General features: G+C 36.5%; 28 protein-coding genes. 10 read left to right on the top strand and 18 right to left on the bottom strand.

Features of this window, described 5'->3' with window-relative positions; genetic code table 11:
- The 4 genes from O5637_RS10135 to topA are packed head-to-tail and all read right to left on the bottom strand — an operon-like array spanning nucleotide 1 to nucleotide 5,288.
- Nucleotides 1-1,200 carry a nicotinate-nucleotide--dimethylbenzimidazole phosphoribosyltransferase gene (locus O5637_RS10135; protein WP_269604711.1) on the bottom strand — a complete coding sequence of 400 codons (1,200 nt, stop codon included), beginning with the start codon at nucleotides 1,198-1,200 and terminating at the stop codon, nucleotides 1-3.
- A gap of 6 nt (nucleotides 1,201-1,206) precedes the next feature.
- The gene (locus O5637_RS10130; protein ID WP_269604709.1) at nucleotides 1,207-1,854 is read right to left on the bottom strand and encodes a DUF2232 domain-containing protein; all 648 of its coding nucleotides are present in this window, start codon (nucleotides 1,852-1,854) and stop codon (nucleotides 1,207-1,209) included.
- A gap of 43 nt (nucleotides 1,855-1,897) precedes the next feature.
- Entirely contained in the window at nucleotides 1,898-2,377 is a 480-nt protein-coding gene (locus tag O5637_RS10125; RefSeq protein ID WP_269604707.1) for a hypothetical protein, read from the bottom strand.
- Between the two features lie 4 nt (nucleotides 2,378-2,381).
- Nucleotides 2,382-5,288 carry a type I DNA topoisomerase gene (topA, locus tag O5637_RS10120; protein WP_269604705.1) on the bottom strand — a complete coding sequence of 969 codons (2,907 nt, stop codon included), beginning with the start codon at nucleotides 5,286-5,288 and terminating at the stop codon, nucleotides 2,382-2,384.
- Between the two features lie 130 nt (nucleotides 5,289-5,418).
- On the opposite strand from topA, the gene O5637_RS10115 reads away from it, so the two are divergent.
- Nucleotides 5,419-6,981 (top strand): NAD(P)H-quinone oxidoreductase subunit N, encoded by a 1,563-nt coding sequence (locus O5637_RS10115; protein WP_269604702.1) that lies wholly within the window; start codon nucleotides 5,419-5,421, stop codon nucleotides 6,979-6,981.
- Nucleotides 6,974-7,681 carry an ABC transporter ATP-binding protein gene (locus tag O5637_RS10110; protein WP_269604701.1) on the top strand — a complete coding sequence of 236 codons (708 nt, stop codon included), beginning with the start codon at nucleotides 6,974-6,976 and terminating at the stop codon, nucleotides 7,679-7,681. Before O5637_RS10115 ends, O5637_RS10110 begins: the two co-directional genes overlap by 8 nt.
- A 9-nt stretch (nucleotides 7,682-7,690) precedes the next feature.
- Here the strand turns inward: O5637_RS10110 and O5637_RS10105 are convergent, their stop codons facing one another.
- Nucleotides 7,691-8,455: a biotin--[acetyl-CoA-carboxylase] ligase gene (locus O5637_RS10105; protein ID WP_269604699.1), complete on the bottom strand. Its 765-nt coding sequence runs from the start codon at nucleotides 8,453-8,455 to the stop codon at nucleotides 7,691-7,693.
- A gap of 29 nt (nucleotides 8,456-8,484) precedes the next feature.
- A complete protein-coding gene (locus O5637_RS10100; protein ID WP_269604697.1) occupies nucleotides 8,485-9,261 on the bottom strand; it encodes a PspA/IM30 family protein in 777 nt (258 codons plus the stop codon).
- A gap of 73 nt (nucleotides 9,262-9,334) precedes the next feature.
- Between O5637_RS10100 and O5637_RS10095 the strand changes: the two genes are divergently transcribed.
- The gene (locus tag O5637_RS10095; protein WP_269604695.1) at nucleotides 9,335-9,817 is read left to right on the top strand and encodes a DUF721 domain-containing protein; all 483 of its coding nucleotides are present in this window, start codon (nucleotides 9,335-9,337) and stop codon (nucleotides 9,815-9,817) included.
- Between the two features lie 11 nt (nucleotides 9,818-9,828).
- Here O5637_RS10095 and ubiE read toward each other — a convergent pair whose 3' ends face one another.
- Together ubiE and hisF are read right to left on the bottom strand one after the other, a co-directional pair.
- Complete coding sequence (gene ubiE, locus O5637_RS10090; RefSeq protein WP_269604693.1) at nucleotides 9,829-10,527, bottom strand: bifunctional demethylmenaquinone methyltransferase/2-methoxy-6-polyprenyl-1,4-benzoquinol methylase UbiE; 699 nt, start codon at nucleotides 10,525-10,527, stop codon at nucleotides 9,829-9,831.
- 80 nt (nucleotides 10,528-10,607) lie between these two features.
- On the bottom strand, nucleotides 10,608-11,378 hold the full coding sequence (gene hisF, locus O5637_RS10085; protein ID WP_269604691.1) for an imidazole glycerol phosphate synthase subunit HisF: 771 nt from the start codon (nucleotides 11,376-11,378) through the stop codon (nucleotides 10,608-10,610).
- A gap of 27 nt (nucleotides 11,379-11,405) precedes the next feature.
- On the opposite strand from hisF, the gene O5637_RS10080 reads away from it, so the two are divergent.
- Together O5637_RS10080 and chlG are read left to right on the top strand one after the other, a co-directional pair.
- Entirely contained in the window at nucleotides 11,406-11,654 is a 249-nt protein-coding gene (locus tag O5637_RS10080) for a DUF2862 domain-containing protein (RefSeq protein WP_420063713.1), read from the top strand.
- A gap of 15 nt (nucleotides 11,655-11,669) precedes the next feature.
- Entirely contained in the window at nucleotides 11,670-12,620 is a 951-nt protein-coding gene (chlG, locus tag O5637_RS10075) for a chlorophyll synthase ChlG (protein ID WP_011294392.1), read from the top strand.
- A gap of 47 nt (nucleotides 12,621-12,667) precedes the next feature.
- Here chlG and O5637_RS10070 read toward each other — a convergent pair whose 3' ends face one another.
- Entirely contained in the window at nucleotides 12,668-14,026 is a 1,359-nt protein-coding gene (locus O5637_RS10070) for a 16S rRNA (cytosine(967)-C(5))-methyltransferase (RefSeq protein ID WP_269604689.1), read from the bottom strand.
- A 201-nt stretch (nucleotides 14,027-14,227) separates the two neighbouring features.
- Between O5637_RS10070 and O5637_RS10065 the strand changes: the two genes are divergently transcribed.
- The gene (locus tag O5637_RS10065; RefSeq protein WP_269604687.1) at nucleotides 14,228-15,238 is read left to right on the top strand and encodes a porin; all 1,011 of its coding nucleotides are present in this window, start codon (nucleotides 14,228-14,230) and stop codon (nucleotides 15,236-15,238) included.
- 178 nt (nucleotides 15,239-15,416) lie between these two features.
- The gene (trmH, locus tag O5637_RS10060; RefSeq protein WP_269604685.1) at nucleotides 15,417-16,106 is read left to right on the top strand and encodes a tRNA (guanosine(18)-2'-O)-methyltransferase TrmH; all 690 of its coding nucleotides are present in this window, start codon (nucleotides 15,417-15,419) and stop codon (nucleotides 16,104-16,106) included.
- Between the two features lie 21 nt (nucleotides 16,107-16,127).
- Here the strand turns inward: trmH and O5637_RS10055 are convergent, their stop codons facing one another.
- Nucleotides 16,128-16,886, bottom strand: coding sequence for an ABC transporter permease (locus O5637_RS10055; protein ID WP_269604683.1), 759 nt, complete (start codon nucleotides 16,884-16,886; stop codon nucleotides 16,128-16,130).
- 190 nt (nucleotides 16,887-17,076) lie between these two features.
- On the opposite strand from O5637_RS10055, the gene O5637_RS10050 reads away from it, so the two are divergent.
- On the top strand, nucleotides 17,077-17,244 hold the full coding sequence (locus O5637_RS10050) for a hypothetical protein (RefSeq protein WP_269604682.1): 168 nt from the start codon (nucleotides 17,077-17,079) through the stop codon (nucleotides 17,242-17,244).
- A gap of 16 nt (nucleotides 17,245-17,260) precedes the next feature.
- On the opposite strand, the gene lepA is transcribed toward O5637_RS10050, so the two are convergent.
- A complete protein-coding gene (lepA, locus tag O5637_RS10045; protein ID WP_269604680.1) occupies nucleotides 17,261-19,072 on the bottom strand; it encodes a translation elongation factor 4 in 1,812 nt (603 codons plus the stop codon).
- A gap of 84 nt (nucleotides 19,073-19,156) precedes the next feature.
- Complete coding sequence (locus O5637_RS10040) at nucleotides 19,157-20,647, bottom strand: malate:quinone oxidoreductase (RefSeq protein WP_269604678.1); 1,491 nt, start codon at nucleotides 20,645-20,647, stop codon at nucleotides 19,157-19,159.
- A 74-nt stretch (nucleotides 20,648-20,721) separates the two neighbouring features.
- Between O5637_RS10040 and O5637_RS10035 the strand changes: the two genes are divergently transcribed.
- Complete coding sequence (locus tag O5637_RS10035) at nucleotides 20,722-20,967, top strand: NifU family protein (RefSeq protein ID WP_011294385.1); 246 nt, start codon at nucleotides 20,722-20,724, stop codon at nucleotides 20,965-20,967.
- 27 nt (nucleotides 20,968-20,994) lie between these two features.
- On the opposite strand, the gene O5637_RS10030 is transcribed toward O5637_RS10035, so the two are convergent.
- The 5 genes from O5637_RS10030 to O5637_RS10010 all read right to left on the bottom strand — a co-directional run bounded on the left by O5637_RS10030 (nucleotide 20,995) and on the right by O5637_RS10010 (nucleotide 23,158).
- Complete coding sequence (locus tag O5637_RS10030; protein WP_269604674.1) at nucleotides 20,995-21,255, bottom strand: hypothetical protein; 261 nt, start codon at nucleotides 21,253-21,255, stop codon at nucleotides 20,995-20,997.
- A gap of 85 nt (nucleotides 21,256-21,340) precedes the next feature.
- Nucleotides 21,341-21,478, bottom strand: coding sequence for a hypothetical protein (locus O5637_RS10025; protein ID WP_269604673.1), 138 nt, complete (start codon nucleotides 21,476-21,478; stop codon nucleotides 21,341-21,343).
- On the bottom strand, nucleotides 21,475-22,158 hold the full coding sequence (locus O5637_RS10020; RefSeq protein ID WP_269604671.1) for a hydantoin utilization protein A: 684 nt from the start codon (nucleotides 22,156-22,158) through the stop codon (nucleotides 21,475-21,477). The genes O5637_RS10025 and O5637_RS10020 overlap by 4 nt, the downstream gene beginning before the upstream one ends.
- 144 nt (nucleotides 22,159-22,302) lie before the next feature.
- Entirely contained in the window at nucleotides 22,303-22,539 is a 237-nt protein-coding gene (psbN, locus tag O5637_RS10015) for a photosystem II reaction center protein PsbN (RefSeq protein WP_225866589.1), read from the bottom strand.
- A 484-nt stretch (nucleotides 22,540-23,023) separates the two neighbouring features.
- Nucleotides 23,024-23,158 (bottom strand): hypothetical protein, encoded by a 135-nt coding sequence (locus O5637_RS10010; RefSeq protein ID WP_269604666.1) that lies wholly within the window; start codon nucleotides 23,156-23,158, stop codon nucleotides 23,024-23,026.
- Nucleotides 23,159-23,334: 176 nt separating this feature from the next.
- Between O5637_RS10010 and O5637_RS10005 the strand changes: the two genes are divergently transcribed.
- Complete coding sequence (locus O5637_RS10005; RefSeq protein ID WP_269604664.1) at nucleotides 23,335-24,537, top strand: aminotransferase class V-fold PLP-dependent enzyme; 1,203 nt, start codon at nucleotides 23,335-23,337, stop codon at nucleotides 24,535-24,537.
- A 1-nt stretch (nucleotide 24,538) separates the two neighbouring features.
- Here O5637_RS10005 and O5637_RS10000 read toward each other — a convergent pair whose 3' ends face one another.
- Nucleotides 24,539-26,068, bottom strand: coding sequence for a UDP-N-acetylmuramoyl-L-alanyl-D-glutamate--2,6-diaminopimelate ligase (locus O5637_RS10000; RefSeq protein ID WP_269604662.1), 1,530 nt, complete (start codon nucleotides 26,066-26,068; stop codon nucleotides 24,539-24,541).
- Nucleotides 26,069-26,154 lie beyond the last annotated feature (86 nt).

The raw sequence follows: 26,154 nt of genomic DNA, 5'->3' as shown, positions 1-26,154 counted from the left end.
TTATTTAGATCCCTTGATAAGTTTTTCATTATCTGAATTAAATAGATTCCCTACCTCAATATCACACCTTTCAATCATTTCTTTCTGAGTCAATCCTTTAATTTGAGCAAGCAAAGATAATGCACCAGCCCCAACACCCTCTTTTATATAACCAATCTCATAATCTCGAAGAACCTTTTGATTACTATCATTAAATCTATAGCCACTAGCTAGACCAAGGATATTTACTTTAAAATAATTAGCGACATGATTCATTAAATGAATAAAAGAATTTCTATTTTTCGCAGAAGAAAGTGATTCATCAACTAACCATGAGGTGGTTCCTATTGAAATTTTACCAAGAAATTCAGATCGCGATTCAGGTTCAATTTCATTTAATGCCAAAGACAAAACTGCCAACATTTGACAGCCTCCTCCTAATAAAATCTCCTGGCCAGATTCTCTAGCTCCCATTAAAAGACCAACTGCAATTGGCTGGAATGGATCACCAACAGCAGCCATGAGTTCAACAGAAGATGGGTTCTTCTTTAATTTCGCTGCTTGAAGTCCTTGTTTAACTACTTTTGTTTTTAATTCTGAAGGTGGATTTTTATGGCTTCCACTTATCAGACCATTAACATTTATTCCTAGCCCAGAGAGAACTGCAAAAGCTGTAGATGTACCTCCTGGGACACACTCTGTGATCAAAAGAGATTTTTTTAATTTCTTACCTATCTTAAAACCACCATCAAGTAAAAGTTCAACCCTAGTTCTTTCCATTGCATTGCCTGAACTCAAGCATCTAGCTGGACCTATCTCAGGTGACTCTAGGGAAAGATGAGGGAAGGGGGGCGTTTGTAGCAGTCCTGCAGAAATGATAGTTGGTTTAATTTTTAAGAACCTTGAGGCAACATAACTAATCAATGCGGGTGAGACACCCGCAGGCAAAGGAGGTAAAGGCCATCTTTTTGGAAGATTAGGTCCTCTCAATAAAAGCTCAGCATCTGCAACAGCTGTATAACGTCTAGAAACAGCCGTTAAGCCAGCAGCAGAAATGCCCTCAATCTCTGCAGTTTGAGATCCAGCAAGAATTAAAAAGAAAGCCATATTCGTAATATTTTCTTGCCATCTTTGAACTCTTTCATCAATATTTTGCTCTTTGAGTCCTGTCCCAAATGCTAATACTCCTGACGGCAACAAAACATAGTTATCTTCTAACATTTCTAATCAATTAGATTCTAGAGAAATTAAATTTTCTAGCAAAGCGGGTGGTTCAGGTATTGATGATTTGAGCCTAGGGAAAATCCAATAAGCTAAAGCATGTAAACAAAAAACGTAAACGATTTCTTGAGTTACAATTAGACATAGTGCAACTATTTGAACTTGTCTCATATCGGGAGTAAAAGAAAGATTGAAAATGTCTATTCCTTTTTCGAGCAATCCTGCCCCAGCACGAGTAAGAATAACCCACAAATTCTCACCAACCAAAACAGATAACGCGAAGACCCTAACTAGAAAACCCATTGTTCCGATTGAGACTCCAACACTCCAACTTAACCACCAATTCCATCCCTTTTGCCAACTATATCCTAACCATAAGGAAAGTAATCCATACGGAAAAAGCACTAAAGGTCCTCTTAACGGACCCATCAGAGCAATTAATAACATTACGCATATTGTCACTCCCTCAAGGCCTGTCTTAACACCTCTCCGAATTTGAAGTAGAGCTAATGGCAATGGTAACGCAAGACGAAAAACAGCTCCACCAATAGGCAAATAATAAAGTGCTATCCAAATCAAAGCTGTTGCAGCAGCAAGATAAGAGGACTCAACGATTTTTAAGGCTTTTCTCTTGCTAAGAGGAGCTTCATACATAGATCGACTTTTAAAAAAGTTTTTTTTATCTAAGTCCAAATTGTTATCTTTTCATAGATGTATTCTTTGAGAAATTCCCCTCATCAAAACGTTCAATCTTTTCCACCTCAAACTGGACACCTGCTTTTCTTAGAGCCTCAGTAACAGTTTCAGCTGGAGCGGAGGGATTTGCACCTGATAATCTTAAAATAATCCTGTATGGCTGTGGATTAAAAATTGTCTTTTTTATTGGTTTGGTTGATTTTTGACTAAGCCTCTCTTTATTAGATATCGAATTTTCTTTGATAATGTTGCCAAAATCATTTTCTTTCTTATCGTCTTTTTTTCTTGATTTAATTTTTATTTTTTCATTAATTTTTTGTGGCTTATTAGTTATTTCTGAAGTTTTTGGGGTTTCAATAAGGTCAAAACTGTTTTCCAACTTTTCGCCTATTAGAGTATTTGAGCATGATTGAAGTGGCAAAAGCGTAACTATTAGAAATGATCTAATAAATATTTTCTCAACAATTCCTGAAATATTCAAAATTTTATTTTGTTTTAATTACCCTAACTTTACTGGCTCTTAGACGTCCTGTTTTAGTTGTAGAAGGCGTTTTTCGAGCACTACTTTTTTTCGATGATGATGAATCTAACTCTTTCTTGGTTGAATTTGTTGTCTTTTTAGTAGAATTTTTTTTCTTAGATTTTGTGCTTTTACTTGATTTCTTAGCTGCCAATAATTCAATAGCCTCCTCAATTGTGATATCTTCAGCGCTTTTGCCCTCTGGTAGAGAAGCATTTACTTTGCCCTGTTTAACATATAAACCATAAGGGCCATTAAATAATTGAATAGTTTCTTTGGCTCCTTCTGGGATACCAAGTTCCTTCAAAGCAGTTCTTCCTCCTCTCCCCCTTTTAGGGATAGATAAAAGCTCAAGAGCTCTATCTAGACTTACTTGAAGAACGTCATCTTCGCCCTTGATTGATCGATAGTCTTTCTCACCATCATTTTTGCTCCAAACCACATAGGGACCAAATCTACCCAAACTTGATTGAACTTTTCCACCCTCTGGGTGCTCACCAAGTAGGCGTGGCAATTGAATTAATCCAAGAGCCTCTTCAAAAGTCAAGTTCTCTGGTTTTAAATTCTTAGGTAAGGAAGTCCTCTTTGGATTTGGAGCTTTTTTTAAAGATTTATCATCTAGGTATTCAAGGGCTTTTTTCACATCTATCTCTTCCTCTTTTATATTCTCTGGCAACAAAACCTGAACCTTTGAAGAATCCTGCTTCAAATAGAGTCCATATTGACTACTTTTAAACAAGCGAAGATTTCCCAGCTTTTTCTTACCTTTTGGGATTCCAAGATCTTTCAATTCGACTACCAAGCCTCTTTGAACGAAATGACCATATCTACCATTTAATAGATATAAATTCTGTCCACTATCAGGGTCAACCCCAAGTGATGCAGGACCTTCAGCTTTTTGTTTTAATATCATCTCTGCGATATCCTCGTCCAAATCTGCAGGAGTTATTTCCTGAGGGAGAGTAGCTGTTATAGGTTTACCATTTTCACCAAGTTGCTTTGATTCAAGATATGTTCCAAATTTACCCAGCCTAACAAGAGATGACAGCCCCTCCAAGGAAACAGATCTGAATTCCCCTCCATCTATGTCTCCTTCTCTTTGTTGAACTTGATTCTCTAGACCAGAATCACCTTTATAGAATCCCTTAAGGTATGGGAGCCAACTCACTTTCCCTGTCGATATTTCATCAAGTGTAGATTCCATGCGAGCTGTAAAACTAGTATCTACGAGATCAGGGAAATGTTCTTCAAGAAGTGCCGTAACAGCAAATGCTGTAAAGCTTGGAGTCAAAGAATTGTTATTTAGAACTGAATAACCTCGATCTACGATTGTTCCTATAATGCTTGCATATGTTGACGGACGACCTATACCTTCTTTTTCAAGTGTTTTAACTAATGAAGCTTCACTATATCTAGCAGGAGGCTGAGTTTGATGCCCCAACGCCTCAACATTCTTAGCCATTGGAGAATCTCCTACAGCTAATTTAGGCAAAAGTACTTCTTGCCCTTCAAGTGCACTATCAGGATCATCAGTACCTTCAACATACGCTCTAAAGAAGCCAGGGAAATCTATTCTTTTTCCACTAGCCCGAAAAGATACATCTGATGCTTGTAATTCCACTCCAAGCATTGTCAACCTTGCATCGGCCATTTGACTAGCAACTGTTCGTTTCCAAATGAGTTCATATAAAGAAAGGTCCCTCCCTTGCAAGTTGGACTCTTTTGGTGTTTTAAAACTTTCACCAGAGGGACGAATTGCTTCATGGGCTTCTTGAGCGTTTCTCGTCTTGTTGGAAAATTGACGAGGCTTTTTACTTAAATATTCAATTCCATATTTTGATTCAACACAATTTCGTGAGGCATCAATTGCCTGATCGGAAAGGTGAACAGAATCTGTTCTCATATATGTAATAAAACCTCTTTCATACAAACCCTGGGCACATCTCATGGTCTCCCTAGCTGATAATCGAAGTTTTCTATTAGCTTCTTGTTGTAATGTGCTTGTTGTAAAAGGAGGTACTGGTTTGCGGATTGACGGTTTTTCCTCGACATTGATAACTTTCCATGTATCGGTAGTCAATTTTTTAGCAAGTTCCTTAGATTCTTCTTCCTTTAGTAATTTGACATTCCGCCCAGATTTCAATAATCCAGTTGATTCATCAAAATCACTACCACTGGCAATTCTTTGGCCCCCAATCGAGGTCATTTTTACCTCAAATTCACTACCTTCTTTTTCCAATTTTGCCTTTAAGTCCCAGTAACTTCCGCTTTTGAAAGCTCTCCTTGCTCTCTCTCTCATAACAAGCAATCTTACTGCAACTGATTGGACTCTCCCTGCAGACAAACCCCAGGAAACTTTCTTCCATAAAAGAGGAGACAACGTATACCCAACTAATCTGTCTAATATCCTCCTTGTTTCTTGGGCATGAACTAATTCCATATCAATTTCTCTTGTTTTCGATAGTGCTTTGGAAATAGCTTCTTTAGTTATCTCATGAAAAACCATTCTTTTCACAGGGATTTTCGGGTCAAGTACATTCATTAAATGCCAACTTATGCTTTCCCCTTCTCTATCTTCATCAGTGGCAAGCAATAACTCACTAGCACCCTTCATAGATTGTTTTAATTCCTTGACAATCTTTTTCTTGTCTTTGGGTACCACGTACAAAGGATCAAAATTAGCAGTTGTATCAACCCCAATCTTTGCCCACTTTTCTCCTTTGTGCTTTGCAGGGATCTCAGAGGCATTATTAGGCAAGTCTCTTATATGCCCCATTGACGCAAGAACTTGAAAATCCTTAGGCAAAAACCCTTTAATGGTTTTTGCTTTTGTGGGACTTTCAACAATTACCAGAGTATGGTCAGTGGGCATCAGCTCAGTTTTCCTCCTTCTTATCTAACGTACTGAATAGTAAAATGCATAGCCCAAAATGATAAAAAAGGCATATTTCATAACTTCGCTAGAGTTATAAAATCAGACACAGCTTAAAAACAATACATAAATGGGAGAACTTTTGTCTTTTCATATATTCATAAACGAGCCTGTAGAGCTTTTAAATCTCTCTTTAAATGCCAAAGCTGTGCTTCCAGAGGCAGCAGTTCTATTGGCAATGCTAGGGACTCTTTTAGTTGATTTGGCTGGTGAAAAGGTTTCAGCCCGTTGGTCCCCTCCAATTTGTTATGCCGGTCTTGGAACATCTTTGATTTTGCTAACAATGCAATGGAATGGAGAAATTCAAGAATCTTTCCTAGGTGCATTTGTAGCAGACAATCTTGCTATTGCTTTTAGAGGAGTAATAGCCCTATCAACTCTTATCTCTCTGCTAATCAGTTGGAGATTTGCTGATCAAAATGGAAGTCCTATTGGGGAATTTGCAGCCATACTTTTAGCTGCAACTCTTGGAGCAATGCTTCTCTGTGGTTCAACTGATTTGGTAAGTGTTTTTGTTTCACTAGAAACACTTTCCGTTGCTAGTTATTTACTTTCTGGATATCTCAAAAGAGATTCGAGAAGTTCAGAAGCAGCTTTAAAATATTTATTAGTTGGTTCGGCTGCCGCCGCTGTATTTCTTTATGGGGCATCCCTGCTTTATGGAATAAGTGGATCTACAAATTTAAAAGAAATAGGAATAACCCTGATAAGTGCTCCCACACCTTTATCTGCCTTAGCACTTGTTTTTGTATTATCTACAGTAGCCTTCAAAATCGCGGCAGTTCCATTTCATCAATGGACACCAGACGTTTACGAGGGTTCTCCTACTCCAGTAGTTGCCTTTTTATCAGTAGGGTCAAAAGCAGCAGGTTTTGCACTTGCGATAAGGATATTAGTCGGATGTTTTAGCGCTTTTGACACACAATGGAAATTGCTTTTTACTGTTTTAGCTGTTTTAAGTATGTCCCTAGGAAATGTTGTAGCGCTAGCTCAAAAATCAATGAAAAGAATGTTGGCTTATAGCTCAATTGGACAAGCTGGATTTGTGATGATTGGATTGGTTTGTGGAACTGAAGATGGTTTTGCTGCGATGGTTCTATATATGGCAGCTTATTTATTTATGAATCTTGGTGCTTTTGCATGCATAATACTTTTCTCAATCAGAACTGGGAGTGATCAAATATCAGATTATGCAGGGCTATACCAAAAAGATCCATTAATCACTTTGGGGTTAAGCTTATGCCTTCTTTCTTTGGGAGGCATTCCTCCAATGTTGGGATTCTTCGGAAAGATTTATTTATTTTTTGCTGGATGGGCTGATGGGCAATACTTGCTTGTGAGTGTTGGTCTAGTTACTTCTGTTATTTCTATTTACTATTACATCTCAGTTATAAAAATGATGGTTGTAACAGAGCCTAAAGAAGCTTCAGAGGTTGTTAAATCCTATCCATCCATTGAGTGGTCAATTCCAGGGATGTCATCTCTCAAAGTCGCTTTGATATTTTGTGTTCTCGTAACTGCTATTGGTGGGATTATTTCAAACCCTCTTTTTGACTTTGCTGATAGTGCGGTAAACGGAACTCCATTACTTCGAGAAGCTATTACTCTTGCAAGTAAAAGTTCAATTGGTTAACCAATTAAAATCATTGAAGAAATCTGTAGCTCGTTTAACGAATGTAAATAAATTTTATGGAGAAGGCTCTGTCAAAGTCAAAGCTCTTGACGAACTAAATCTTGAGGTTTTCCAGGGCGATTACCTTGCAGTTATGGGTGCAAGTGGATCTGGTAAAAGTACTGCAATGAATATACTTGGATGCCTTGATCGTCCTACCAACGGGACTTATGAATTAAATGGAACTGCAGTAGAAAAACTTGATGATGACTTGCTAGCTGATATAAGAAACAAAGAACTTGGTTTTGTTTTTCAGCAATTTCATCTACTTCAAGAAGTTTCAGCACTTGAGAATGTAATGCTTCCAATGATTTATGCCTGTGTCCCATCACTAGAAAGGGAGCAGCGTGCTGAAGAGGCTCTCAATCGAGTAGGTCTAGGGAACAGGATGACCAATCTGCCTAATCAATTATCAGGAGGACAACAACAAAGAGTTGCCATAGCAAGGGCAATAATCAATCAACCATCTCTGTTATTAGCAGACGAACCAACTGGTGCGCTTGATTCCAAAACAACTGAAGATGTTTTAAATCTTTTTGACCAACTTCATAGTCAAGGAATAACGATTGTCTTAGTTACTCATGAAGACAACGTTGCTCAAAGAGCCAAAAAAATAGCAAGATTTAGAGATGGCAAGGTGACAGAAATTACTCATAATTAACTCAGGTAATCAGATGTAAGCAGACAATACTTTCTCTTTATCTTCTTTACGAAGAATTAATCTTCCGCTTGAGTCAAGACCTTTTATATCCCAATGATATCCAGTTTCTTTTTCAATGTATTTTCTTGACCATAATCTTTGTTCGACCTGAATGAGCAGAAATTTTTGGTTATCTAGAAAATCCAAAGATCTTTCTATTGCAAATAAAACTTCTGATGACCAAAAATTTATATTCATCGTTTTTTCTACAATAATTTTTTTTAGTGAAATCCCCTCTTTAGGAACATTATTTGAAACGTTTAAGCCTACTCCAACTCTTAGTAATCTAAGCTCTCCTCCTCTAAAAAATAATCTAGGTAAGATTCCAGCTAGTTTTTGACCTTCAACCAATAGATCATTTGGCCATTTTATTTTGACATTAACTCCTATCCGTTCAATTCTTTCAACCAATGCTAATGCTACCGCTAACCCGTAAAGCTGAGAATTATTTTCACACCTACAGTCTCTCTTAATAGCTGCACTAACCCAAACCCCTCCTTTTGGTGCATGCCAAATTCGACCAGCTTGTCCTTGAGCAAATCTTTGGCAAGAAGAAAATATAGCTATTGGTTGACTTTGTTTTACTGGTTTCTCTGCAATCCAATTTGATAGCTCTATTTCTGTACTAGCACAAATAGGTTTAAGCATTAATCTCCAAGATCTAGGAGATGGATGATTTAATTTGTGATATCTATAAATCATCCCAACCCCTCTATCAGATTTTTGATTATTCATATTTCAAAAGTAATGTGATCTTAAAAAAATCAAGAATTATCCATTGACTTTTTCATCTCCTCTAATTCAACTTCAACTTCTTGGATTTCTACTTTCTTTACTTCATTCATATCTAAATCAGAAGGAGGCAAAGCTATTGCCTCAACCCCTGATTTCAATTGAGTCCTCAATACCTCTAATTCTTTCTCTATATCCTCACCTCCTTCTAATGCTGCGAACTTGCTTTCTATATCTTCTCCAGCCAACTCTAATGCTGCTTGCCCAGAAGCTTCCAATGCCTCTACTTTATCTTCCATTCTTTCAAAAGCAGCCATAGCAGACTTACTACCTAAATCACCAACTGCACTTTGAATTTGTTGCTGAGCTTTAGCTGCCTGAGACCTTGCTTTAAGCATATCTTTTTTAGTTCGAGCCTCCGCAATCTTTCTCTCTAATAACAAAAGGCTTTTCTTTAGTCTTTCAACTTGACCATTTTGTGTTTGAAATTGAGTCGATAAAGATTCAAAAGTTTCTTGAAAAGTTTTTTTTCTACTCAATGCTTCTCTAGCGAGTTCATCCTCTCCTTTTTTTAAGGCTAATTCAGCTCTTGATAACCAATTTTTAATTTGATCTTTCGCTTGATCAGCCTGATTCTCTAATCTTTTTTGACTTGCAATAGCCATAGCGACTGCTTGACGCAGCTTAACCAAGTCTTCTTGCATATCAGCAACAGACTGATCAAGTATTTTTGCTGGATCTTCTGCATCACTGACAAAAGCATTTATATTTGCCCTTATCAAGCGACTTAACCTATCTAATAATCCCATTAAGATCTTTTATGCAATCTAAAAAATATTAGCTAGATTTAAGCACTAACTTACCAATAGTGTCTAATTAAAATTGATTTTAGAAGATTTAAAGCATAAAACAAAAGCAAGAAGAGAGCAGTCAATTTATGCATGCTTGGAAGAAATCAAGTCTTCGTGGGAAGGTAACGTCGGTGGACTTATTCATGATTGGATAGAAATAGCTGGGGAGCAACTCGCATTGAATTGCACACCACTTAACATTCACAATAAAGTTTTAACGATTGGAGCAAGTCATCCGCAGTGGAGACAGGCGCTACAATACAACCGTTTAGAATTAATTGAATCTTTAAAATCATATGGATATCAAATAAAAGAGATTCGCATTAGACAACATTATCCTCATGATTTAGTTACTGGACAAAGTGAAAAAGAAATATGGGAAAATCATCCAAGTAGAACTGATAAAAATGGAATCGCAAATTGTCCTTTTTGCAAAGTGCCTTCTCCCAAGGGAGAAGTTAAATTGTGGGGTAAATGCAGTTTTTGTAGAAGAAAAGAATTGACAATAAATTGAACGATTTTGATTCAGGCTTCAAGTAATAAAATCCCCATTTGTCCCATTGCTAATGTTTTGTATTTTGCTTTTTTGAAGCCCGCAGAAAGTGCCAAATGAATTTGTTTTTCACCTGAAGGAAAATTAACTAAGCTTTTTTTTATATATGAATATTCTTTTCCTAAACCGAAAAGAGATGCAATTGGAACCACATAAAAACTTAAATAAATTTTCTGGAATAACCCTTGTATTGAAAATCCTTCAAAAGATCTAAAATCCAGTATCCCTGCTCTTCCTCCTGGTTTCAAAATTCTAAAAGCCTCTCTAAGTCCTAGATTATAATTGGAAAGATTTCTTAAGCCATAGGCCATTAAAAGTCCATCGAATTGATGTGATGCTAGATTTATCTCTAGAGCATCACCATTTATCCACTCAATTGAAGAATAATTTTGCTTAGATCTTTCTCTCGCAATTAATAATGATTGAGAAGCTGAATCTATCCCGATAATATTTTCAGAATTCTTCATATATCTAGCCAAAAGTATTGACATATCTCCAGTTCCACAACAAATGTCTATCCATTTTTCTCCCGAAATTGGATTAAGAATATCCAACAATCGACTTTTCCAAAATCTATGCAATCCGAAGCTAAATATATCATTTAAAAAATCATATTTTGAAGAAATTGAATTAAACATTTCCTCTATAGCTTTAGTATTACCAGGCCTCATATAAATCTAAGAAATTCTTTACTCGCACAAAAAGCTTAATGTGGAGAGATTTATTTTACCTCTTTTAGTGAAAATATTAATCATTCAATTGGTCTGATAGGTAAATTTTCCTTAATTAAATATTCTTTTATTTCGCTGATAGTTAATTGTCCATCATGCAAAAGGGATGCCAAGAGAGCAGCTGAAGACTTCCCAAGAGTAAAAGCCTCTTTAATGTGTCTCAAGCAACCAGCTCCTCCTGAAGCTATTACTGGAATTGGAACCTTTTCAGAAATAGATTTAGTCAGTTCTATGTCATACCCATTTTGAGTTCCGTCACCGTCCATGGAAGTTAATAGGATTTCTCCTGCTCCTAGCTCAAATACTTTTTCTGCCCATTCAATCGCATCCAAACCAGTATTATTACGTCCACCACTCACATAAACGTCCCACTTATTGGGAATATTTTTGTTCTTTTTTGCATCTATTGCGACCACAATACATTGAGATCCAAAACGATTAGCTCCTTGAGAAATCAACGAAGGGTTTTTAACAGCACTGGAATTTAAACTTACTTTGTCAGCTCCTGCTCGTAATAATTCATTTATTCCATTAATAGAACTTATACCACCTCCAACAGTGAAAGGAATAGTTACTGCCTCGGATGTTCGTCTAACCATATCAACCAAAGTTGATCTTTTCTCGTGAGTGGCTGTTATGTCTAGAAAGACCAATTCATCAGCTCCAGCCTTACTGTATCTACATCCCAGCTCAACTGGATCACCTGCATCACGCAAGCCAACAAAGTTAACGCCCTTTACTACTCGTCCATTTGAAACATCAAGACAAGGGATCAATCTTAAAGCAACCATGATTTTTAAACAGGGGAACTGTTATGGTTGCCCAAACTTAAGCATTTTGATGCCATGGCTAAGCCAACCTCCCTTGCAAGGATAGGTTCAAAAATTAAGATCAATATTGAACGTGTAAGAGATCGCATACCTTCTTATTTGATCAACCAACTATCTGAGGATCCAAGAGGCACTGTAATCGATTACAAGATGACTGATGGTATTGGTGGCATTGGTGTGGTAATTAAAATGAATGATGGAAGCAAACATTGGTTCTTCGAAGATGAAGTTTCTTAACCCTGAGATTACAAAGTGAGCGATGCTAGGCAACTCCTTGGGATAAAAGGAGGTTCTGAAACAACAAACATTTGGAAGCTTCGTTTGCAATTAATGAAGCCCATCACATGGATTCCTTTGTTATGGGGAGTCATATGTGGAGCAGCTGCCAGTGGTAATTATCACTGGGAACTAAGCAACATTCTTGCTTCTATAAGTTGCATGTTTATGAGCGGGCCACTCTTAACTGGATATACCCAAACAATAAATGATTACTTTGATAGAGAAATTGATGCAATAAATGAACCTAATCGACCAATACCTTCAGGAGCAATTTCACTTTTCCAAGTAAAGTGTCAAATTTGGGTTTTATTAATTGCCGGTCTTGGAGTTGCCTATTTATTAGATTTGTGGGCACATCACACAATTCCTTCCGTCCTTCTTTTGGCATTGGGAGGTTCATTTGTAAGTTTTATTTACTCAGCACCACCTTTAAAACTCAAACAAAATGGCTGGCTTGGGAATTATGCACTTGGTGCAAGCTATATAGCTCTTCCCTGGTGGGCTGGACAGGCTCTATTTGGACATTTAACGTGGACAACTGCTCTCCTTACTCTTGCCTATAGCTTGTCAGGCTTAGGAATTGCCGTAATAAATGATTTTAAAAGCGTGGAAGGGGATAAAAGCCTTGGACTTGAATCACTTCCTGTTGTTTTTGGTATTAAAAATGCAAGTCGTATCAGCGCAGGAATGATAGATATCTTTCAGCTGGCGATGGTAGTAGTTTTAATAGCGATAGGACAACATTTTGCATCTGTCATTCTGGTTTTGCTAATAATTCCTCAAATCACATTTCAAGACATATGGCTATTACGTGATCCATTAAAATTTGATGTTAAATACCAAGCGAGTGCACAACCATTTCTAATTTTAGGAATGCTTGTGACTGCAATAGCCATAGGACATAGTTCATTAATTAGTTTATAAAATTAATTATTAATTCTAAAAATAGAGTAATAACTATTTTAAAAGGGTTAAAACCCTATATCCTTTGATTGATTTTTTAATTTATTTAAAACAGCAATATAAAAACCATCTCCATTACCTTCCTGACCAGGCCATATTTGTTTTTCATATTCCAATAAAAACTCGGATTTTAATTGAAGAAAATTTTTTATCTGATTAAAATTTTCTTCAGGATGAATTGTACAAGTGGAATAAACCAGTGTGCCTCCATTTTTCAATAAAGGGGCTAACGAATTGAGTAGCTGACTTTGAAGTAAAACAAGCTGCTGGATATTATCCCTATTCATCCTCCATCTTGCATCAGGGTGGCGAGCAAGAGTACCCAATCCTGAGCATGGTGCATCTATTAATATTCGATCAAAAAAATTTTTCCATTCTGGATATTTGACTAATAACTCATTGGAATCTGCGACCAATAGATGCAAACAGTTAGTCCCTAACCTCTCTGAGTTAGCGAAGATTTTTTTAGATCTTCTGGATGATCGATCAACCGACCAAATCTTGCCCTCATTATTCATTAATTCAGCAATATGTGTTGATTTACCACCTGGTGCAGCACAAGCATCAAGGATATTTTCTCCAGGCAAAGGACCTAATGATGGGGCAATTAGCTGAGAAGATCTATCTTGAACACTCCATTTACCTTCTTCATAACCAGGCCATTTCCTAGGTTCACCTCCACCAGCTCGTACTTCCAATCCGGAAGGACAGTTTGGGATTACTTGATTTTGAATACCACAGGAATCAAAAAGTTCTTTTACATCTTTTAAATCTGCACGCAATTTATTTACTCTTATATCAATAGGACTAACACTGTTGAATGCTTTAGCAATCTGCTTAGCATGTTCGACTCCCTTCCAAGAAATCAATTCCTTTGCCAACCAAATAGGAAGAGACTCGTTTTTTGCCAATTCCAAACTCGGATTATTTGATATAGGTAGCAAAAGACCTTTCTCTTTTCTTCTAAGAGCAGATCGCAAGATCCCATTAACAACAGGTGCAAGCTTTTTTAAATGATGGGTTTTCGCAAGCTCGACAGTTGTGTTGATTGCAGCAGCAGGAGGAATCCGCTTCATTTTCAAAATTTGATAAAGCCCAAGATGTAATAACCATCTCAATAAAGGAGGTTGTTTGTTTGCCGGTACTTTCCCTAAAGAATCAATCCAACAATCTAAGAAATATCTTTGGCGAATTGCTCCATAAGAAAGTTCAGTTATCAGGGCTTTATCTAATGATTTAAAAGAATAGAGATTAAAAATCCTTTCCAAAGCCACATCTGCGAATGCTCCTCCACCCACTGCTTGGATAACCTCCCAAGCAGCTTTTCGGGCATCTAAGCCTTTTATGGATGACAGTTCTTCACTCAAAAGCGATCATTTAAAATTAAATTCACAGTAAAGTGTTTATTGAAATAATCATAGCTCAAAACACCTAAAAAGTCTTTTACTGCAGTGACTTTCAAAGGATTAGTCGAGACTAGGCCAACTCAAGAGGTGTAACATAAGCTACTTTTGGATCCTCTTGAGATAGTTAAATTTGATACAACTTCTTTAATGTGTGAGGACACTATGAAGCTTTTTTCACGTTTATTAGTAGCTCCTGCAGCTTTGGGCCTAATGGCTCCAGTTGCAGCTAATGCAGACACTGCATTTACATCAACAACAACTCTTTCTGGTTCTGCTTTTTTCACAACAGGTTCAGTTGCAGATGGCGGAACATCTGATACAGAAGAAGAGCTATATATGCAGTATGCGTATGGCCTTGACATAAATTCTAGCTTCACAGGCGAAGACCTTTTCTCTGCTGGTATTGAAGCTGGTAACGCAAGTGGTCCATTAGCAAGTATGGATAGCGCTGTTGAAGGTGGTGACGGCTTAAACGTTACTTCTCTTTTCTACAACTTCCCTGTTGGCGATCTTTCAGTAACTGTTGGCCCTTTGGTTGATCAGGATGATGTTGTTGCTGCGACAACTTCTGCTTACTCAGATGCTTTCAGACTAGGTAGCATGCCTTATTCTTTGGCTGGTAACGAAACCGGTCCTGGAGTTGGTGTTGCTTACTCTAATGACAACGGCGTAGTTGCTTCTGTAAGTTTCGTTTCTGTCGGTGGTTCTTCTTCAACTGTAGGAATCGGCGCTGATGATGGTGATGATGTTTCAACTTTCACTCTTGGCTATAACGGCGACGGCTTTGGTGGCGGTCTCGTAATCGCTTCTAATGACGGCGAAGGTGGAACAACTGGATACGACACATTTGGTGGTGGTATCTACTACAGCCCAGAGTCAATTGATGCAACATTTAGCGTTGCTTATGACACAACAGACCCAGAGACAGGTGCTGATGCAACTGACTTGTTCGTTGGCGTTGACTATGAAGTTGGACCAGGAACATTAAGTGCTGCTTACAACTCAACTGATGTTGATGGTAGTGACTCTGAAGATTCAACAGGATTTGAAGTTTCTTACACTTATTCATTGAACGACAACGTTACACTCACTCCAGGCTTCTTCACTGTTGAAGATACAAGTACTGGTGATGATGACACAGGCGTTGTTCTTGAAACTGCATTTAGCTTCTAGATTTAATAGAAACTAAATTCTTTTAGACAAGTAAAAAGCTCTTGCCCATTGGGCAGGAGCTTTTTACTTGATTTTTTATCAAATATTTTTTAAAAATCACTGATATGTATTTTTTATATATGAAATAAATACCACTATCATCATCAAAGAGCTATAACTATTCCATCAGTCATAAGAAATGCCTCTACTACCTAGACGTTTTGAACGTATAAAATCAGTACTAAATAGGAGGATTTCCAATCTCACCGTCTTAATTGAGAATGTTGAAAAGCCTCATAACCTATCAGCGATAATACGAAGTTGTGACGCAGTTGGTGTTCTTGAGGCATATGCCATCTTCAACAAAGAGAAATTTTTAACATTTAATAGTACCGCTCAAGGAAGTCAAAAATGGGTACAAATAAACCAATATAAAGGAACCACTGAGGCAATAAAAGTTCTTAAAAACAAGGGATTTAAATTGTATGGCACAAACTTGAATACCAAATCAATTGACTATAGAAAATGTGATTTCAAGGGACCAACAGCATTTGTACTAGGTGCCGAGAAATGGGGTATCAGCGAAGAAGCAGCGAGTCTAATGGATGAGCATATTCATATTCCAATGAGAGGTATGGTTGAATCTTTAAATGTATCAGTTGCAGCATCGGCATTATTATTTGAAGCGCTAAGGCAACGACAAGTAGCAAATATAATTCCTGAATCTGGAGAAGGTATGAGCGAAGAAACATACAAAGAAAAGATCTTTGAGTGGGCTTACCCAGAGGTTGCCGAATGGTGTAAAAGCGAAGGTAGAGAATATCCAGAAATTAATGAAAAAGGTGAAATTATAGATGATCTACCAAGAACAGAAAAGATGAGGTATTAAATTCCAAACCTCAAGTACAATTCAATCCTGCAAACCACTTTCACTGATAAATTTCTCTAAGCCTTCTCCAATAAAAGACAGACCCAACACTAAAACGAACATAGCCATGCCAGGATAGATCGCTGTCCACCAGATTCCAGTAGGTAATGCAACTAATGCCATATTTAAATCACTTCCCCATTCTGGAATATTCTCAGGAAGACCTAATCCAAGAAATCCTAATCCCCCAAGAACCAATACAGCATCTGCGGCATTAAGTGTTAAGACCACAGGAACAGACGTAAGGACATTTTTAAGAAGGTACTTTCTTATCACCCAAATAGGGGAAGCCCCCATTGATATTGCTGCCTCAATATAAAGTTCTGATTTAACTTGTGAAGTCTGGTTTCTAACAAGTCGAAAATATTGAGGAATATAAACGACACACAATGCTATTGAGGCATTTAATATGCCTCTCCCCAATAAAAATGCCATCACCACAGAAAGGAGGAGGACAGGAATGGTATAAAGAGTATCCATGAAAAGAACTAAAATCCTATCCAAAAGCCCACCAATATAGCCACTCAAAAGTCCCAAAGGGATTCCTACGAGAACCGCAAGAGATACGGCAACAAAAACAACCTGTAACGCAACCCCACTCGCAGCCAAAGTTCTAATACAAACATCTCTTCCTAATCGATCTGTTCCACACAAGTGATCTATGGATGGGGCTGAAAAAATCGGATTCCCTAAACCAAATTCACCATTAGGTATGATCTTTAAAGAGATTAATAGTGGCATAACAATAGAGATGCCTATATATACAGATAGAATTATCAGCCCAGCGAACAATAACCGTGTCGATAAATTCTTTCGTCTTAAAAAACCTCTCAGATTCAATAGTCAAATAAAAAGACCTATTTAAATTTAGCGGTAAAAGGTAGAAATTAAAAAAAAAATTGCTTAAATAAATGAATACATACAATTCAAGATGCATTTAAAAAATGATGGTCTCACCGTAGGGGAGCTCTCAATAACCATTGCAGCATTAATAATTATAGGTTTTATATGGACAAACCTAACCAAAGATAAAGGGAATCAGGAAGTCTCAATGTTTATAAACAATTCAAGTGAGATAAGCTATACGAAACAAACATAGATCTTAAAAACATCTATTAATCATTATTTAATTTCAATACAGCCATAAAAGCTTCTTGGGGAACATCTACTTTCCCCATAGACTTCATTCGTTTTTTTCCTTTTGCCTGTTTCTTCAATAATTTCTTTTTTCTAGAGATATCACCTCCGTAACATTTAGACAAAACATCTTTTCGTAAGGCACTAATACCTTCACTTGCAATAATTCTACTCCCAATTGAAGCCTGTAGAGGAATCTTAAATTGTTGTTTTGGAATAAGTTCTTTTAATTTCTCAACAAGTCCTTTCCCGACACCATAAGCATTATCTTTATGAACAATTGTAGTTAAAGGATCTGCTCGCTCTGAATTAATTAAAACGTCCAATCTAACTAAATCATTTTCTCTATAACCAATCAAGTGATATTCCATAGAAGCATATCCCTTAGTTCTACTTTTCATTTGATCAAAGAAGTCGGTGACAACTTCAGCTAAAGGTATTTCATAAATAAGAGTGACTCGATCGGTCGTTATGTACTTCATATCTATAAAGTCTCCTCTTCTGTCCTGACAAAGTCCCATCAAAGTTCCGTTGTAATCATTAGGAGCATAAATTTCCATTCGGACGTAAGGTTCTTCTATGGTTTCACGTTTTTGAGGGTCTGGAAGTGTGGCGGGATTATCGATCATCAAAATTTCTCCATCAGTCATTTTCACTTTATAAATAACTGAGGGTGCAGTAACAATTAAATCCAAATCATATTCGCGTTCTAAACGCTCTTGAACAATTTCCATATGCAATAAACCTAAGAAGCCACAACGGAAGCCAAATCCCATTGCACTACTTGTTTCAGGTTCATACTTCAATGCAGCATCGGATAGCTGTAATTTATCTAGAGCCTCTCTTAAATCTGGATATTGATCTGCATCAGTTGGGAACAACCCACAAAATACCATTGGCTTGGCTTCGGTATAACCGGGCAAAGCTTCATCAGCAGGTCTATCTTGCAAAGTAATTGTATCCCCGACTCTCGCATCTGCAACTGCTTTTATAGATGCAGCTAAATATCCAACTTCACCGGCATGAAGCGAATTTACTTTTACTTGATCAGGAGCCATAACACCTATTTCATCTAACTCATAACTTTTTTTACTAGCCATAAGTAAAACTTTGTCTTTCTTACTTATGCCACCACTCATGATTCTGAAATAGACGATCACCCCTCTATAAGGGTCGTAATAAGAATCAAATATAAGTGCTTTTGTCGCTTGATCAGCATTATCTCTCGGAGAAGGTATTCTATCTACTACTGCTTGCAGTATTTCTGGGATACCAACCCCTGTCTTAGCAGAACAGGAAATTGCCTTAGATGTATCTAAACCAATAATTGATTCAATCTCATTTTTGATTTTCTCAGGATCAGCACCCGGTAAATCAACTTTATTGAGAACAGGAATAATTTCTAAATCGTTTTCCAAGGCGAGATAAACATTTGCCAACGTTTGAGCTTCAACTCCTTGACTAGCATCAACAACCAGCAAAGCTCCTTCACAAGCCTGCAATGATCTACTCACCTCATAAGAAAAGTCAACATGACCAGGAGTATCAATCAAATTCAGGACATATTCCTCTCCATCATCCGCTTTATAATTCATTCGCGCAGCCTGTAATTTTATAGTTATTCCTCTCTCTCTCTCAAGGTCCATATTGTCCAAGAATTGTTCTTGCATGTCTCTAGAGGAGACAGTGCCAGTGTCCTGAAGAAGCCTGTCTGCCAAGGTTGATTTACCATGGTCAATATGAGCAATTATGCAGAAGTTCCTCAAACGAGAAATGGGCACATTAGTCATACGAAAGCAATCAAAGGAGCAAGATCTTCATTTATCAATTCAACTCTGAATAAAGATTAAATATAGCTCACCAGTACTAAAGTTTTAAATTAATTTAAGTAAGAAATCGTTTCTTTTGCGAATTGCCAAAAGTGCTTCTTGATTTGAATTGATATCAGTCCCAATACTTGGAAAGAGCTCTAACATTTTATTTTTCCATTTACTTGATTTCATTTTTTCCTGCCAGCACCGGTTTAAAACTTCAATCATGATTGTTACTGCTGTGCTTGCGCCAGGAGAAGCCCCAAGCAAAGCAGCTAAAGATCCATCTGATGAAGTAACAACCTCTGTCCCCATTTTTAAAACACCACCCTTAGATGTTTGTTTAATTATTTGAACCCGTTGCCCTGCAATTGAAAGCTTCCAATCATTGTTTGAAACCTTAGGAAGAAATCTTTTTAAAGTTTTTATTCGATCCTCATTTGTTTGTATTAATTGATTTAATAAATATTTTCCTAGATCTATATTGTCTAATCCTGCTTGCAACATAGAGAAAAGATTAGTTGTTTTAATGGATCTAAACAAATCCAATTTTGATCCATATTTTAAAAAATTTGAACTAAAGCCTGCAAAAGGTCCAAACAAAAGAGATCTTTTTCCGTCTATCCATCTTGTGTCTAAGTGTGGGACAGACATTGGTGGTGCTCCAACTGCTGCGTTTCCATAAACCTTTGCATTATGTGTTTTTGTTAATTCCTCCTCATCACAAATCAACCATTTACCGCTTACAGGGAACCCTGCATATGACAACCCTTCTGGAATTCCCGATTTTTGCAAAAGAGATAAAGCTCCTCCTCCTGCCCCAAGGAAGACAAACTTTGATCTAACGACTATATTTTTTTTTGGCCCTTTTAAAGATAAATACCAATCTCCTTCGCTATCTTGTTCAAGATTTTCAACATTAGTAGAGTAGTTAATCTGAATAGATTTTGCCCCTTCAATTTGACTAATATATGAGCGAGTTAAATTACCAAAATCAATATCAGTTCCTCTTTGAATTCTAGTCGCAGCAATCTTTTCACTCTGTTTCCTACCATCCATAATCAATGGGATCCAATCTTTTAATTCACTATGATCCTTGGTGAATTCCATTTGAGCAAAAGCGGGTCGTGAACTAAGTTCAGAAAACCTTTTTTTAAGCAAAGAAATATCTTTTTCACCAAAGACGAGGCTGATGTGTGGCAATTTATTTAAAAAAAGATTTGGTATCAATTTCCCTCTTTCTGCCAACGATGCCCAAAACTCTAAGCTTTGCTCAAAGGATTTATTTATTTCAAACGCTTTGGTGGTACTAAGAGAGCCATCCTCTTGAATTGGAGTGTAATTAAGCTCACAGTTAGCTGCATGTCCTGTTCCAGCATTATTCTTGGCGCAACTACTTTCCAAACCGGCAGAAGATAATCTTTCAACAACCAGTAATCGTAAATCTGGATCAAGCTCATGCAGAAGTACTGCAAGAGTTGAGCTCATAATTCCTGCTCCTACTAATATTGCGTCATAAGTATTTTCTGACTCTGAGGAACTGATATTAGACAAAATCTTTATCAAGATTACATACAGACTATCCTGCAATTAACTAAGCTAAGCAAAATTAAATTAAGTAAACCGAAATGAGCGACGAAACTCTTGCACTGACCACAGAAAACGTTGAAAAGGTTCTTGATGAATTAAGACCATTTCTCATGGCCGATGGAGGAAATGTAGAGATAGCTGAAATAGATGGCCCTATCGTCAAAGTTAGACTTCAGGGAGCTTGCGGAAGTTGCCCGAGTAGCACAATGACTCTAAAAATGGGAATTGAAAGAAAGCTAAGGGAAATGATTCCAGAGGTTAGCGAAGTAATACAAGTTTTATAAATTAACTCTCTAATTAACCTTTTTTATTTAATTGAGAGAATTTAATTCCCTTTTAATTGCAGACTTATAGTTAAGACAATCTAAAGGGAGTCCATTATAAATGAGATAACCGATTGGAGCTATTAAACCAACTGTAAAAATAAGGTTAGACAATTCTAAACCAATATTTCTTAACAAAAAAGTAATTCCATATATACCTAAAAGATAAACATGCAGAATCAAAAATTCTTTAGCATTTTGAACAGGCCATCTAAAGATAGAACCTAAGAAAAACAAAACACCTTTCATTAATCTTATTTATAGTTGAATAATCATACATAATCTTGAATCAATTTCACTAATAAATATGTATCTAAAGATGAAAAATGATGTATCAATTATTTTTGAATTTTGATTTATTCAGAGAATATTCTTTTTTAAGCTTTCTCATTCTTCTTGCCCAAATAAGCGTCGCGATAACAACCCATAAAAAGAATCCACCTAAAGCAAGAAGGCTAGCTGTGTAATTCATGAAGCAAGACTTTTAAAAGTTAGAAATGAAGTCTTTTGAAGCCAAAATATTCCTGTCACTATTGATAGTGCTCCTATTGATCGCATCAAGAAAGGATAAAACATTTTATTAGCTTTACTAGTTGCGAAAGATATACCTAAGACAACGCATCCCATTGCGAAGACTGATCCAAGTAAATATGCAACAAGATAAGCAAATGCTCCAAACAAAGGCAATGCCAATGCAGGAATAACTGCAACCAAATGACTAGCGCCAGCAAACCCGTGCAAAACTCCTAATCCCGTTGCAGCATGAGTATGACTTCTATGAAGGTTATTTCCAGGTGAATGGAAATGAAAATGTTTATGAGACTTTTCTTCTCCATGCATATGCTGATGCATGTGAATGTTTACTTTTAAGGAAGTCCTAATAGCTAGGCCCCCCACAATCAAAAGGCTTATACCAACAAGAAACTCTGCAAAAGAAGACATTAATTCAATATTTATAAAATCCTTAGCTAAAATTCCTAATATTGAAAGGATTAAAACCCCTGCTGAGTGTCCAATACCCCATGCCAAGCCATCAATTAAAGCCACTCGGGGTTTTCGGATAGAGGAAGGTGCCATTGCAACCATATGATCTGCTCCACTCACTACATGTACTGCCCCAGCAGCAAATCCAGTTAATACACTGATCAACATGAGAACTGATCAGATGAATTGATTTTCATCAAGTAAATATTGTCTACATATAAAAGAATCAATTCTAGAACCTCTTAATCCTTTAATAGTATATCTCAGGGGTTTGATTGTTTTGATGAAAATTTTTTATGTACTTCTTGATTTTTAAGAAATTTGATCCTTTTGAAGTTTTCCAGACATCTCATAGGCCTCTGAACTTCCACCATGTCCATGAGCGATACCTAATTCATGCATTTTTGCGTGTTCATCAATAGTATCTCTCAGCTCCTTTGAGCCTGAACCGAATGTTGAATAAACTCCATAGGCTACTGAGCCAGCTAGTAAAACAACTATTCCACCTATGAGCATCAACAATGTTGGATCAGTAGTTGAGGTTTCCATTTGTATTAATCAAATTCTTCTAATCCTACTGTATGAATAAAGACATCGAGAGCTGAAAATGGAAACTACTTAAATTGTCTTATTATAATCTTTATTTTCATTAATCAAAAAATCAAAAAAAATTGATATTTAAGTAATCTTTAAATAATAAATATTTTAGAGATAAATTGACAACTAACTATGTAAACCAATTTAATTACTAGCTATAAGATTAAATTGTTTGATAATTAAAGAATTAATTAAAGTATTATTAGAGAGTAGAATTATAAGCTAAAAGCCCAAAAAAACCGAGTATCAAAAGGATGCTAGCAATCCTGCTAAAAGTTACAGGGCCAAAATCAATTTTCATCTTAAGACTTAATTAGGAGTTTCATCTTAATATAAAAAGCCACAAAAAGTGAAGCAGCTTAAATAGCAAATAATTCAAAAGCTCAATAGAAATATCATTGTCACTAATTTGCCCGACAGGAGCAAAATCTAATCACTATTCACTCTTTTGATTGTTAACTTCCAAATGATGCTCATAAGCATCAATCTCTTTCTCACTTTTTTTTATTTGCCCATCGAACATGACCACCCATTCTTGAGCTTTGATTTTTTGTTCTTTTTTGATATTCATAAACCAATTAAAAATTAAAAACCATCATACTTTAATGACGCGCTCAATAATTTAAATTGCTCCAGAACATAATAAAAATGGTAGACGTCTAGGTTAACATAACTAGAAGATACAATTAAATTGGTAAGTTGGCAAAAAAAAGATATTCTTAGTTGCCACACCAAAAGATAAAAGATATGTCACCAATATTGTTCAAAGACAATATGCCAGCTCTACAAAATAAAGACTATTTTAATTATGGAGGGCAAGGTCCACTGCCAAATCAATCATTAAATGCAATAACTTCGAGCTGGCAAACAATTCAAAACTTAGGTCCATTTACAAATAACGTTTGGCCATACATTATTAAAGAAGTCATAACTACGAAAAATCTTATAGCAGAGATTTGTGCTATTCATCCCAAGAGAATTGCCTTTACTGAAAATGTTACCTCCGGTTGTGTCTTACCTTTACTAGGCCTGCCATTTTCTAATGGTGATAATTTATTACTTAGCGATTGTGAACATCCTGGGATAATCGCAGCATGTAAAGAGTTAGCTCGAAAAAAGAATCTAACAATCGCCATACTTCCCGTATCAAAATTATGTAATGGTAACGACAAGGAAGATGAGACGTATAAAGAAGTACTTAAATTGATAGATGAATATCTAAAAAAAAATACAAAGCTCGTTGTCCTCTCACATCTACTTTGGAATACAGGACAAATTATGCCAATTGAACTTATTTCCAAAAGACTTAAAGGGCATTCAAGCAAACCTTATTTATTAGTTGATGCTGCTCAAAGTTTTTGTCACATACCAATTAAAGGTGCTTGTGACCATGCGGACATCTATGCATTTACAGGACATAAATGGGCGTACGGGCCTGAGGGACTGGGAGCTGTTGCTCTTTCAACAAGAGTACTAGAAGAGTCAACCCCAACATTAATTGGCTGGAAAAGCTTAAAAGCTGAAGAAGGCATATATGTCAACAATAAAACTCCTTTTCATTCTGATGGCAGACGTTTTGAGATAGCAACTTCTTGTGTCCCTCTTTTAGCTGGTCTCAGGAGCTCTCTAATAATGCTAAACAATGAAGGTCATGAGACTGAGCGCTTTTCTAAGATTAAAAGCCTCAGCTCTATACTTTGGAAAAAACTAAACAAAATCAAAAACATTGAACTTGTTTTAAACAGTCCTCCACCTGCAGGGATTATAAGTTTTACTATTAATGGAATCAATTCTCCTGAAGAGGTTGTCAACTACCTTGGCAAAAAGAATTTATGGATAAGAGTTCTCGAAGATCCCAAATGGCTTCGTGCTTGCGTTCATATCACTACAGATTCAAACGAGATCGATAACCTTATTACTGGTCTGAAAAATTTAATCTCTACTAAATAGTCTAAGTAAAAACCTTTTTTAAAGATAGCGCTTTTCTTGCTTGCTCACGATCATCAAAATAAATTGTCTGATCTTTTAGAATTTGATAATCCTCATGACCTTTCCCTGCAATTAAAACAACGTCGTTTTTCTTGGCTTTTGCTATGGCCAGTTGAATTGCTGAAGATCTCTCTAGCTCAACAGAAATTTCGGAATCAAAAGTTATACCTTTTTTAATATCATTAATAATTTCATTTGGGTCTTCTTGTCGAGGATTATCAGATGTCACAACTACATAGTCTGCAAACTTAGTAGCAACTTTTCCCATCTCAGATCTTTTACCTTTATCTCTATTACCACCACAACCAAAGACACAAATTAATTTTTTTTTCGTCAATGATCTCGATGCGATCAAAGCATTTTGCAAACCATCTGGTGTATGCGCATAATCTACTATCACTAGTGGATAGCCGTCTTTGACTTTAAATCCATCCTTATTTATCAGTTGCATTCTCCCTGGCACACCGGGGAATTTTTCCAATGCGACCAAAAGATCATTTAAAGGAAATCTTCTTTGAACTAGAATTCCTACTGCTTGCAAGATATTCATCAAATTAAAATCACCTATTAGTGGTGAAAAAAAGTTTTCATCCCCAAAAGGCGTATGCAATTTACCCTTATAGCCATCTTGCAAAATTTGAAGATTACTAATAAATAAATCTGGTTTCTCACTGGATTGAGAGTTCTCTTTTAATGAGCATGTCCAACATTTTTGGTTTAACTCTTTCGCTAATAATGCACCCCATTTATCATCAATATTAATTACTGATCTAGGAGCATCATCTTCTATTAAATGTGATCGAAAAAGACTAGCTTTAGCCTCAAAATAAGATTCCATAGAATCGTGATAATCTAAATGTTCTCTTGAAAGGTTTGTAAATATTGCCCCACTAAAATCACAACCAGCAACTCTATTTTGAGATAAAGCATGTGAACTTACTTCCATTGCTGCATATTCAACTCCTGCCTGAACAGCTTTACTAAGTTGTGCCTGCAAAGAGACAGCAAAAGTAGTTGTATATTTTGAAGTTTCCTCATGATTAGGCCATCGATTAATTAACGTTCCAAACAAAGCTGATGGATGGCCAAGCGATGCAGTCAAAAATTCAATTAAAAATGATGTAGTCGTTTTACCGTTAGTACCAGTGACACCTATCAAACAAGTCTCACTAGATGGTTTACCCCAAAATTCTGCAGCCAATTTGCCGATAAATAGTGATACGGGATCCGGTATAATAACTACGGGGTCTTCGTTAGATGGTGGATTTAAAAAAGAAGCCTTTTTACTAATGATGGCCGCACAAGCACCTCTTTCAATTGCTTTTACCCAATAGGTCCCTCCATCAATTTTTTCACCATTTAAACCTAAGAACAGATCACCCTTTTCAATTTCTCTAGAATCACATGAGAGATTTTTTATTTCTGGATTCGCTAACCCTGAAGGGACTTGAAGATCAATTGCTTTCAATAAAGTGTGTAGATAACGCGACAAAACAAACCTCTGATGATGAAAAATCAATGAAGGATCACTTCAAGTATAAAAAGAACTGCATAATTTTCACCACAAAATAACACTAA

This window comes from Prochlorococcus marinus str. MIT 0917 (assembly GCF_027359575.1).
In the GTDB taxonomy this organism is placed as follows: domain Bacteria; phylum Cyanobacteriota; class Cyanobacteriia; order PCC-6307; family Cyanobiaceae; genus Prochlorococcus_B; species Prochlorococcus_B marinus_D.
The sequence above is the reverse complement of the archived record's forward strand: the minus strand, read 5'-3'. Positions and strand labels throughout refer to the sequence as shown.

Coding starts and splice junctions, on each gene's coding strand:
- ubiE (WP_269604693.1), bottom strand. CDS start 10,527: ATGAGGCCTGGTAATACTAAAGCTATAGAGGAAATGTTTAATTCAATT.
- psbN (WP_225866589.1), bottom strand. CDS start 22,539: ATGGAAACCTCAACTACTGATCCAACATTGTTGATGCTCATAGGTGGA.
- O5637_RS10135 (WP_269604711.1), bottom strand. CDS start 1,200: ATGTTAGAAGATAACTATGTTTTGTTGCCGTCAGGAGTATTAGCATTT.
- O5637_RS10065 (WP_269604687.1), top strand. CDS start 14,228: ATGAAGCTTTTTTCACGTTTATTAGTAGCTCCTGCAGCTTTGGGCCTA.
- lepA (WP_269604680.1), bottom strand. CDS start 19,072: ATGACTAATGTGCCCATTTCTCGTTTGAGGAACTTCTGCATAATTGCT.
- O5637_RS10105 (WP_269604699.1), bottom strand. CDS start 8,455: ATGAATAATCAAAAATCTGATAGAGGGGTTGGGATGATTTATAGATAT.
- topA (WP_269604705.1), bottom strand. CDS start 5,288: ATGCCCACTGACCATACTCTGGTAATTGTTGAAAGTCCCACAAAAGCA.
- O5637_RS10115 (WP_269604702.1), top strand. CDS start 5,419: ATGGGAGAACTTTTGTCTTTTCATATATTCATAAACGAGCCTGTAGAG.
- O5637_RS10055 (WP_269604683.1), bottom strand. CDS start 16,886: ATGCCACTATTAATCTCTTTAAAGATCATACCTAATGGTGAATTTGGT.
- O5637_RS10010 (WP_269604666.1), bottom strand. CDS start 23,158: ATGAATATCAAAAAAGAACAAAAAATCAAAGCTCAAGAATGGGTGGTC.
- O5637_RS10100 (WP_269604697.1), bottom strand. CDS start 9,261: ATGGGATTATTAGATAGGTTAAGTCGCTTGATAAGGGCAAATATAAAT.
- O5637_RS10005 (WP_269604664.1), top strand. CDS start 23,335: ATGTCACCAATATTGTTCAAAGACAATATGCCAGCTCTACAAAATAAA.
- O5637_RS10030 (WP_269604674.1), bottom strand. CDS start 21,255: ATGAAAGGTGTTTTGTTTTTCTTAGGTTCTATCTTTAGATGGCCTGTT.
- O5637_RS10025 (WP_269604673.1), bottom strand. CDS start 21,478: ATGAATTACACAGCTAGCCTTCTTGCTTTAGGTGGATTCTTTTTATGG.
- O5637_RS10020 (WP_269604671.1), bottom strand. CDS start 22,158: ATGTTGATCAGTGTATTAACTGGATTTGCTGCTGGGGCAGTACATGTA.
- O5637_RS10130 (WP_269604709.1), bottom strand. CDS start 1,854: ATGTATGAAGCTCCTCTTAGCAAGAGAAAAGCCTTAAAAATCGTTGAG.
- trmH (WP_269604685.1), top strand. CDS start 15,417: ATGCCTCTACTACCTAGACGTTTTGAACGTATAAAATCAGTACTAAAT.
- hisF (WP_269604691.1), bottom strand. CDS start 11,378: ATGGTTGCTTTAAGATTGATCCCTTGTCTTGATGTTTCAAATGGACGA.
- O5637_RS10035 (WP_011294385.1), top strand. CDS start 20,722: ATGAGCGACGAAACTCTTGCACTGACCACAGAAAACGTTGAAAAGGTT.
- O5637_RS10050 (WP_269604682.1), top strand. CDS start 17,077: ATGCATTTAAAAAATGATGGTCTCACCGTAGGGGAGCTCTCAATAACC.